The following is an 8,602-nucleotide window of genomic DNA, read 5'->3' as shown; positions in this document are numbered from 1 at the left end:
CCCGATGTACGGGATTGACGGGTGTTCCGCACCGAACCATGCCTGCACCGTCCATGGCCTTGCCCGCGCGATGGCGTTTTTTGCCAGCGCGCAGGACCGGTCGGATGTGCGCAGCACCGCTGCGGCGCGGCTGACGCAGGCAATGGCGACGTTCCCTGAATTTGTTGCGGGTGAAACGCGGACCTGTACGGATCTGATGCGGGCGATGGACCATAAGGTCGCGATCAAGACCGGTGCCGAGGGTGTGTTCATTGCGATCATCCCGGAAAAGAGACTGGGTGTTGCCGTCAAGATCATGGATGGTTCGCAGCGCGGGCGGGACTGCGCCATTGCGGCGCTCCTTGTGCGCCTTGGCGTGCTTGACCCGAACCATCCCGCAGCTGTTGCGCGCCGGACACCGGCCATTCTCAACCGCAGAGGCTTGACCACGGGCTTTATCCGCCCGGCCCCATTACTCGCGTAAGCCCGACGCGCTCACCAGAAACACCGAACGGAAAGCCTGTCTTATGCCCTTTACCCTTGCCACCTGGAACATCAACTCTGTGCGCCTGCGCGAAGACATCGTCGCCCGCCTGATGCGCGATGAGGCCCCTGATGTGCTTTGCTTGCAGGAATGCAAAAGTCCTGTGGACAAGATCCCCTTGGAACAGTTTCAGGCGCTCGGATACACGCATTTGGTCGCGCGCGGGCAAAAGGGCTATAACGGGGTGGCGATCTTTTCCAAAATCCCGATGGTCGAGGCAGGGGCCGAGGACTACGCCGGTCTTGGTCATGCGCGGCATGTCGCGGCCAAGCTGGAAAACGGTGTGACGATCCATAACCATTATGTGCCCGCAGGAGGTGATGTGGCGGACCGCACGGTGAACGAAAAATTCGGCCAGAAGCTCGACTATCTGACCGACATGCGCGATGCCTATTATGCGCAGAAGCCGGCAAAATCCATTCTTGTCGGCGATCTGAACATCGCGCCGCGTGAAGATGATGTCTGGGACCACAAAAAACTGCTCAAGGTCGTCAGCCACACGCCGATCGAAGTGGAACACTTCACCGATGTGATGGAAGCGGGCGCGTGGTCGGACGTGACACGCAACGATATTCCCGAAGGCCTGCTCTATAGCTGGTGGTCCTACCGCGCCAAGGATTGGGACGAGGCCGACAAAGGCCGCAGGCTTGATCACATCTGGGCCACGCCGGACATCAAGAACGCGGCCCATGGCAGCCGCGTGCTGCGTGACGCGCGGGGCTGGGAGAAACCCAGCGATCACGCACCCGTGTTCGCAACTTTCGATCTATAGGGGCTTGCCATGACACTGCCGACATCAATGAAAGCGCTTGTGCAATTGCACGATGGCTATGCGGGGACACAGACGGGGCCCAATGTCAGCGACCTGTCCCCTTTTCTGGCCTATCAGGACGTGCCCTTGCCAAAGCCCGCCGAAGGCAAAGCCCTGATCAAGGTGTTGCTTGCCGCCGTGAACCCATCCGACATCCACTTTATCAAAGGCGAATACGGCCAGCCCCGCGTCAAAGGGTCCCCCGCAGGATTTGAGGCTGTGGGAGAGGTTGTGGCCGGCAACACGCCCCTGATTGGCAAGCGCGTCAGCTTCTTTGCCGGTGGGTCCGGCACATGGGCGGAATACGCGCTGGCCGATGTCACCAGCCTCGTGCCCTGCCGCCCCGATCTGGCCGAAGTCGATGCCGCCTGTCAGCTGGTTAACCCGCTGACGGCGATTGCGATGTTTGATCTGGTCAAGGAAAGCCGCGCGGAAAGTTTTGTGCTGAACGCTGCCGGATCGCAGCTTGGCAAGTATCTGATTGCACTGGCGAGGGATAATGGCGTCGCGCCAATCGCAGTTGTCCGTCGCGCCGAACAGGCGGCTGAACTACGCGACCTTGGCGCACATTCCGTGATTGTGTCCACCCAGCCGGACGCGCTTGATCAGGCCAAAACGGCCTTCCGCGCGCTGCCGCCCGCGATCTTGCTGGATGCTGTTGGTGACCAGTTCACGGCTGATCTGTTCTTTGCCATGCCCAAACACAGCACATGGGTGAATTATGGCAAACTGTCGGGCGAGGCCCCATGCCTGACGGAACTGGGCCAGTTGATCTTTATGAACAAGAAGATCGAAGGCTTCTGGCTGACCCGCTGGATCAAGCAGGTGGGTGCGGACCGTGTGCGTGCGGGTTTCGTGGAAATCCAGGAGCGCTTTGTGAGTGGCGCATGGAAAACCGATGTGGCGGGGATCGTGCCGCTGTCTGAGGCCATGGCACGGTTGCCCGAAGTGCTGGCGATACCTGATGGCAAGGCGTTTATTGATCCGCGGTGCTGATGGTGCTTGCATCTGCTCTGTAAATCCGCGACACGCGCGCTTTCGGTTCAGAAATGTTGAAAAATTGGCGAACCGTTGCTATTTCTAAGTCATGCTCTGCGTCGGGGCCATGACGGCGTGCTTTAAGGAGGACAATGATCTGTCTCTTTCTACAGCGGTTGATACATCAGCCAAAACCGGAGCCGCAGCAATGACGGCCCCACAAAATGTGACCAGCGAGACGCTTTTGGCGGCTGTTCTCAAATCCCTCGATGACGACAAAGGCGAAGACATCGTGCAGATCAGTCTGCGCGGCAAGTCCGAGATCGGCGACTATATGGTCATCGCATCGGGCCGCTCGACGCGCCAAGTGACTGCGATGGCGGAAAAGCTCGCAGATCGTCTGAAGCAGGAATTCGGGATCATCTCCAAGACCGAAGGCAAAGACACCGGCGATTGGGTGCTGATCGACACAGGCGATATCATCGTGCATATCTTCCGTCCGGAAGTGCGCGAGTTCTATCAGCTTGAAAAGATGTGGCAGCCGGGGACGGCCACCGCCGTCTGATGCGGGTCCAGATTTGCGCTGTGGGCCGTTTGCGCAAAGGGCCCGAGCGCGACCTTTATGATGACTACCTCACCCGGTTCGACCGGACGGGGCGGGCGCTGGCACTTGGGCCTGCGCAACTGATCGAAGTCGAAGACAAAAAGGGCGGCGGCATGGCCGGCGAAGCTGCTTTGCTGGAACGTGCGGTGCCCGATGGTGCCTTGATCTGTACCCTCGATGAACGCGGCAAGCTCATGGGCTCGCCGGACTTTGCAGCCCTTCTCGCCACATGGCGCGACCAAGGGCGGCAGGACGTCAGTTTCGTCATTGGCGGGGCCGACGGGATTGACTCCGCTTTGCGTGACCGCGCCGATGCGTCATTGAGTTTTGGCAAAATGGTCTGGCCCCATATGCTCGTGCGCGTGATGCTGGCCGAACAGCTTTACCGTGCTGCCTCTATTCTGGCGGGCGGTCCTTATCATCGGGCTTAGGAGCCTCCGGCGGGAGTATTTCGGGCAAGATGATGAGGTGTGGTGGTTTCCCTGATTGCAATGCTGCGATAGACAGCAATCAACCAATATAGGAGCGTTGCTATGCCCACCCCCAAACCCGTTGTTCTGTGTATTCTTGATGGCTGGGGCCTGCGTGACGCGGTTGAAGGCAACGCGCCCAAGCAGGCCCATACCCCCAATTTTGACGCCATCATGCGAGGGCCCCATGCGCAGCTTCTGACACATGGCCGTGATGCGGGTCTGCCCGGTGGGCAGATGGGCAATTCTGAAGTGGGCCATACCAATATCGGCGCGGGCCGCGTTGTTGCGATGGATCTCGGTCAGATTGAACTGTCGATCGAGGATGGATCGTTCTTTATGGCGGATGCGCTGGTGCGTTTCATTGAGAAGCTGAAAGCCAGCGGCGGTGCCGCGCATCTGATGGGTGTCGTGTCCGACGGCGGCGTCCACGGGCATCTTGATCATACGATTGCAGCGGCCAAAGCGATCACCGATGCAGGCGTGCCAGTCATCATCCACGCCATCACCGACGGGCGCGACGTGGCGCCATCTTCGGCCAAGGCGTTCATGGCGACGCTGACAGAAAACCTGCCTGCAAACGCAAGAATCGCCACGGTCATTGGCCGCTATTTCGCGATGGACCGCGATAACCGCTGGGAGCGGGTTGAGACAGCCTATGACGCGATAGTCAAGGGCGAGGGCGCGTCTGCCGAGACGCCACTGGCCGCGATCGAGGCGGCCTATGCGGCGGGCAAGACAGATGAATTTATTCCAGCAACCGTGATCGGCGACTACGCAGGGATCGGTAAGAATGACGGTCTCTTCTGTCTCAATTTCCGCTCTGACCGTGCGCGCGAAATTCTGGCGGCGATTGCAGATCCCGAGTTTGACGGCTTCGACCGCGTGCATCCGCCTTTGGCTGCATTGCTCGGTATGGTCACCTATTCAGACCGCCATGACGCGTGGTTCGAAACCGTTTTTCCCAAACGCGATATCCAGAATACCCTTGGTGCATGGGTTGCCAAACACGGGCTGCGCCAGTTCCGTCTGGCCGAGACCGAGAAATACCCCCATGTGACCTTTTTCCTCAACGGCGGGATCGAGGTGCCGGAAAAGGGCGAGGACCGCTATATGGCACCCTCGCCAAAGGTTGCGACCTATGATTTGCAGCCAGAGATGTCGGCCGCCGAGGTGACGGAGCATTTCGTCAAGGCCATCGAGGACGGCTATGACCTGATCGTCACCAACTATGCCAACCCCGATATGGTGGGACACACCGGTGATCTGGGTGCTGCGATCAAGGCCTGTGAGGCGGTTGATGAGGGTCTGGGACAGGTGCTGACTGCTCTTAAAGCCGCAGGTGGTGCCATGATCGTCACCGCAGACCACGGCAATTGCGAGACGATGATTGATCCCGAAACAGGCGGGCCGCATACCGCGCATACGCTGAACCCTGTGCCTGTGGCTTTGGTCGGTGGGCCAGAGGGTGCGTCACTGCGTGACGGCAGGCTGGCCGATCTTGCGCCCACGGTGCTTGATCTGATGGGGTTGGAATTGCCCCCCGAAATGACAGGGCGGAGTTTGATCACAACATGATCCGCCTGATTGCTGCACTACTCTGTTTCGCCTCCGCGGCCGTTGCGCAACAAAACGCGGTCGAGGCTGCTGCGCAGTTGCAGGCAGCCCAAGCGCAATTGCAGGCCGCCGACAGCGCACGCGACCGGATTGCGGCGCTGACCGAAACCGTACAGGCCTATGAGGCGGGGTTGGCCGCCATGCGGCAGGAACAGCGCGATATTGCCCTGCGCGAAGCAATTCTTACCGAAGAGCTCGATCTGCGCCGCACTGAATTTGCCCAGCTTCTGGGGGTGCTGTCTGCCATCAGCAACACGCCGCAACCTGTCTTGCGCGCACATCCTGACGGGCCGCTGAACACCGTGCGCGCTGGCATGCTCGTGGCCGATGTGACACCGGGGTTGCGCGCCGAAGTCGCGCGGTTGAACGCGCTCTTGGCGCAAACCCAAGAGGCACGACAGGCGCAGGATATTGCGGCGCAAACCCTGACTGACGGATTGCAAGGCGCACAGGCGGCCCGTGCGGCACTCGGACAGGCGGTGTCGGAACGCACCGATCTGCCCAGCCGTTTTGAAGACGATGCTGTGCAAACCGCGCTCTTGATGGCAAGCACCCAGACGTTGGGGGAATTCGCCGCAGGACTGGCCGAAGCGCGCCCTGACGGCACCGGGGTTCTCACCGCCCAAGGCAACCTGCCTTTGCCGGTTTCTGGCACAATCCTGCCCGATGATGGTACCGGCCGGCCCGGTTTGCGCATCAGTACCGAACCCCGTGCCTTGGTCACCGCCCCGGCACCGGCCACGATTTTGTTCCAGGGCCCGCTTTTGGACTACGGCACCGTGGTGATTCTGGAACCTGCCGCGGACGTCATGTTTGTCATGGCAGGATTTGCCGAAGTCTTTGGTGTGGCGGGGCAAGTGCTTCCGGCGGGTGCGCCAATCGGGCTATTGGCGACAAATGACAGGAAATTGACTGAAAATATTGGCATCGCGACTGGGCAGCCCGCCTCTGCCCTTTATCTTGAGGTGAGAGAGGGGCAAACTCCGGTTAGCCCCGCCGCATGGTTTGCGGTCGAGTAGGTAAGGATTGAAGATGAAAAAGCTGATGTTGGCCGCCACTGGCGGTGCTGTCTTGGGACTGGTTGTGACAACGCAGATTGCGGGGCCCCTTGTGGCGCAAGAAGCAGATCGGAGCACCAGCGTTTATGAGCAGCTTGATCTCTTTGGCGATATTTTTGAGCGGATCCGCGCGAACTATGTGGAAGAAGTCGATGACCGCGAGCTGATCGAGGCCGCCATCAACGGGATGCTGACATCGCTTGATCCGCACTCCAGCTACCTGTCCCCCGAAGCGGCGCAACGGATGCGCGTCAGCACCTCGGGTGAATTCGGCGGTCTGGGGATCGAGGTCACGCAGGAAGAGGGGTGGGTCAAGGTCGTCTCGCCCATGGATGGCACGCCTGCTGAGGCCGCAGGTATCGAAGCGGGTGATTTCATCACTGCCGTGGACGGTGAAAGCGTGCTGGGCCTGACATTGGACGAAGCGGTGCAAATGATGCGCGGCCCTGTAGGTGCAGAGATTATCGTCACCATCGTGCGCGAAGGCGAGGTCGAGCCATTTGACGTCTCGATCATCCGCGACACCATCAAGCTGACCGCAGTGCGCAGCCGCACCGAGGGCAATGCCGTTGTCTTGCGGGTCACGACGTTCAACGAACAGACCTTCCCAAACCTTGCGGAAGGGATCGAAGAGCAGGTTGCCGCGGCTGGCGGCATCGACAATATCGACGGTTTTGTCATTGACCTGCGCAACAACCCCGGCGGTCTGCTGAGCCAGGCGGTCTATGTCTCTGATGCTTTCCTTGATGCGGGTGAAATTGTCTCCACCCGCGGGCGTCAGGCGTCTGACGGGGACCGGTTCAATGCCACACCCGGCGATCTGGCCGAAGGCAAACCGATTGTTGTCCTGATCAATGGTGGGTCTGCCTCTGCATCGGAAATTGTGGCGGGTGCGCTGCAAGACCACCGTCGCGCCATCGTCGTTGGCACCAATTCCTTCGGTAAAGGGTCTGTCCAGACGGTTGTCCCGCTGAGCCAGGACGGGGCGATGCGCCTGACCACCGCGCGCTATTACACGCCATCGGGCCGGTCAATCCAGTCGCTCGGAATATCGCCGGACATTATCGTGGAACAGCCCCGTCCGCGTCCCGTGGATGAGGAAGAGGCCGAGGCAGGGACACCACGGACCGAAGCAGGCCTGCGCGGATCATTGGAGAATGACAGTCTGACTGAGGATGAAATCCGTCAGATCGAAGAAGATCGCGCCCGTGCCGAAGCGGCTGCGACCCTGCGTGAAGATGATTATCAACTGGCCTATGCCATTGATATTCTGAAAGGCTTGAACGCGCTGGGCCCCGTTTCGCGCAGCGAGTAAGTAAACCGCTCTCCTGATCACGGTCGCGTGAGTGACAAAGGGAAATAGCGGCCTATTTCCTTTTTCACCACCTGACCAAGCGTCACCAATAGGAGAGACACGATGACAAAGCTGACACGCCGCCATCTTCTTGCTGCAGGCTCCGCCCTGCCATTTGCAGGTCTTGCTGCCGGCACCGCCCGCGCCGAAGCCCCGATGATGGGGGCCAGTTTCGCCACACACCGCCGCTTTATGATCGGCGATTTCGAGGTGACAACAATTCTCGGCGGCACCACCCCACGTGAGGCGCCACAGGGTATTTTTGGGATGAATGTCTCGGAAGAAGAATTCGCCACCGTCAGCCGCGATAACTTCCTGTCGACCGAGGCATCACAGTTCTTTTTTACCCCGACACTGGTAAACACTGGCGCCGAAGTCGTTCTTTTCGACACCGGCCTGAACGCCGCCGCCACTGTCGCAGCGCTTGAAGGTGCAGGCTACACCGCTGATCAGGTTGATGTGGTGGTCCTGACCCACATGCACGGTGACCACATCGGTGGCCTGATGAACGAAGGTGCCCCAACCTTTGCGAATGCGCGCTACGTGACAGGCCAGATGGAGTTTGATCACTGGGCTGGCGCCGAAAACGAAGGCTTCGAGGCGAACGTCCGTCCGCTGGCCGAAAACATGACCTTCCTTGGTGATGGCGGCGATGTCGTTAGCGGCATTACAGGCATGGCCGCGTTCGGTCACACGCCGGGCCATATGGTGTACCGCCTAGACAGCGCAGGCGCAGGCCTCGTGATTTTCGCCGACCTTGCCAACCACCCGGTCTGGTCGCTGGCGCGCCCTGATTGGGAAGTGCGCTTTGACGCCGATAAAGAGGCCGCCGCCGCATCACGCCGCAACGTGCTTGACATGATCAACGCCGACCGCATCCCGGCCATCGGCTATCACATGCCTTTCCCTGCTGTCGGTTATGTCGACACAGGCTCCAACGGTGCCGAATTCCGCTGGGTGCCCGAAGCGGGCCAGTTGATGGGCTAATTGCCTTGCGAAAGCCTGGCCACCTTGGTGGTCAGGCTTTCACCCTTTCTGATGAGGGATCATAAAACGGCTTCAACTGCGCCTCGGCCTGCACCCGCACCCCCATCACATCAATCTCGTAGGTGCTGGCCAGTACATCGGCCACAGTCTCGCCCACGCATGGCACATACCCCATCCCAAGTGCGGCCCCCACATGGTGG

At 60.1% G+C, this 8,602-nt stretch carries 10 protein-coding genes; 9 read left to right on the top strand and 1 reads right to left on the bottom strand.

Annotation, left to right across the window (positions count from 1 at the left end):
* The 9 genes from VGP75_RS07465 to VGP75_RS07425 form a co-directional block, all read left to right on the top strand.
* Nucleotides 1–463, top strand: a 463-nt coding sequence (locus VGP75_RS07465; RefSeq protein ID WP_327543055.1) for an asparaginase, incomplete at its 5' end; no start/stop codon positions are given.
* A gap of 43 nt (nt 464–506) precedes the next feature.
* Complete coding sequence (locus VGP75_RS07460) at nt 507–1,295, top strand: exodeoxyribonuclease III (protein ID WP_327543054.1); 789 nt, start codon at nt 507–509, stop codon at nt 1,293–1,295.
* 9 nt (nt 1,296–1,304) lie between these two features.
* Nucleotides 1,305–2,330: a zinc-binding dehydrogenase gene (locus VGP75_RS07455; protein WP_327543053.1), complete on the top strand. Its 1,026-nt coding sequence runs from the start codon at nt 1,305–1,307 to the stop codon at nt 2,328–2,330.
* A 91-nt stretch (nt 2,331–2,421) separates the two neighbouring features.
* On the top strand, nt 2,422–2,877 hold the full coding sequence (rsfS, locus tag VGP75_RS07450; protein WP_327543052.1) for a ribosome silencing factor: 456 nt from the start codon (nt 2,422–2,424) through the stop codon (nt 2,875–2,877).
* Nucleotides 2,877–3,347 (top strand): 23S rRNA (pseudouridine(1915)-N(3))-methyltransferase RlmH, encoded by a 471-nt coding sequence (gene rlmH / locus VGP75_RS07445; protein ID WP_327543057.1) that lies wholly within the window; start codon nt 2,877–2,879, stop codon nt 3,345–3,347. Before rsfS ends, rlmH begins: the two co-directional genes overlap by 1 nt.
* Nucleotides 3,348–3,449: 102 nt before the next feature.
* Entirely contained in the window at nt 3,450–4,964 is a 1,515-nt protein-coding gene (gene gpmI / locus VGP75_RS07440; RefSeq protein WP_327543051.1) for a 2,3-bisphosphoglycerate-independent phosphoglycerate mutase, read from the top strand.
* Nucleotides 4,961–6,022, top strand: a complete 1,062-nt coding sequence (locus VGP75_RS07435; protein ID WP_327543050.1) for a murein hydrolase activator EnvC family protein — start codon at nt 4,961–4,963, stop codon at nt 6,020–6,022. Before gpmI ends, VGP75_RS07435 begins: the two co-directional genes overlap by 4 nt.
* 13 nt (nt 6,023–6,035) lie before the next feature.
* Nucleotides 6,036–7,376 carry a carboxyl-terminal processing protease CtpA gene (ctpA, locus tag VGP75_RS07430; RefSeq protein WP_327543049.1) on the top strand — a complete coding sequence of 447 codons (1,341 nt, stop codon included), beginning with the start codon at nt 6,036–6,038 and terminating at the stop codon, nt 7,374–7,376.
* A gap of 102 nt (nt 7,377–7,478) precedes the next feature.
* Nucleotides 7,479–8,402 carry an MBL fold metallo-hydrolase gene (locus tag VGP75_RS07425; RefSeq protein WP_327543048.1) on the top strand — a complete coding sequence of 308 codons (924 nt, stop codon included), beginning with the start codon at nt 7,479–7,481 and terminating at the stop codon, nt 8,400–8,402.
* Between the two features lie 31 nt (nt 8,403–8,433).
* Here VGP75_RS07425 and VGP75_RS07420 read toward each other — a convergent pair.
* Nucleotides 8,434–8,602, bottom strand: a 169-nt coding sequence (locus VGP75_RS07420; protein WP_327543056.1) for a glycine cleavage T C-terminal barrel domain-containing protein, incomplete at its 5' end; no start/stop codon positions are given.

Origin of the sequence: Yoonia sp., assembly GCF_036007805.1 — a bacterium.
Classification (GTDB): Bacteria; Pseudomonadota; Alphaproteobacteria; order Rhodobacterales; family Rhodobacteraceae; genus Yoonia.
Note: the sequence above shows the minus strand (reverse complement) of the source record. Positions and strands in the feature narration are given on the sequence as shown.

Coding starts and splice junctions, on each gene's coding strand:
- VGP75_RS07460 (WP_327543054.1), top strand. CDS start 507: ATGCCCTTTACCCTTGCCACCTGGAACATCAACTCTGTGCGCCTGCGC.
- VGP75_RS07455 (WP_327543053.1), top strand. CDS start 1,305: ATGACACTGCCGACATCAATGAAAGCGCTTGTGCAATTGCACGATGGC.
- rsfS (WP_327543052.1), top strand. CDS start 2,422: ATGCTCTGCGTCGGGGCCATGACGGCGTGCTTTAAGGAGGACAATGAT.
- rlmH (WP_327543057.1), top strand. CDS start 2,877: ATGCGGGTCCAGATTTGCGCTGTGGGCCGTTTGCGCAAAGGGCCCGAG.
- gpmI (WP_327543051.1), top strand. CDS start 3,450: ATGCCCACCCCCAAACCCGTTGTTCTGTGTATTCTTGATGGCTGGGGC.
- VGP75_RS07435 (WP_327543050.1), top strand. CDS start 4,961: ATGATCCGCCTGATTGCTGCACTACTCTGTTTCGCCTCCGCGGCCGTT.
- ctpA (WP_327543049.1), top strand. CDS start 6,036: ATGAAAAAGCTGATGTTGGCCGCCACTGGCGGTGCTGTCTTGGGACTG.
- VGP75_RS07425 (WP_327543048.1), top strand. CDS start 7,479: ATGACAAAGCTGACACGCCGCCATCTTCTTGCTGCAGGCTCCGCCCTG.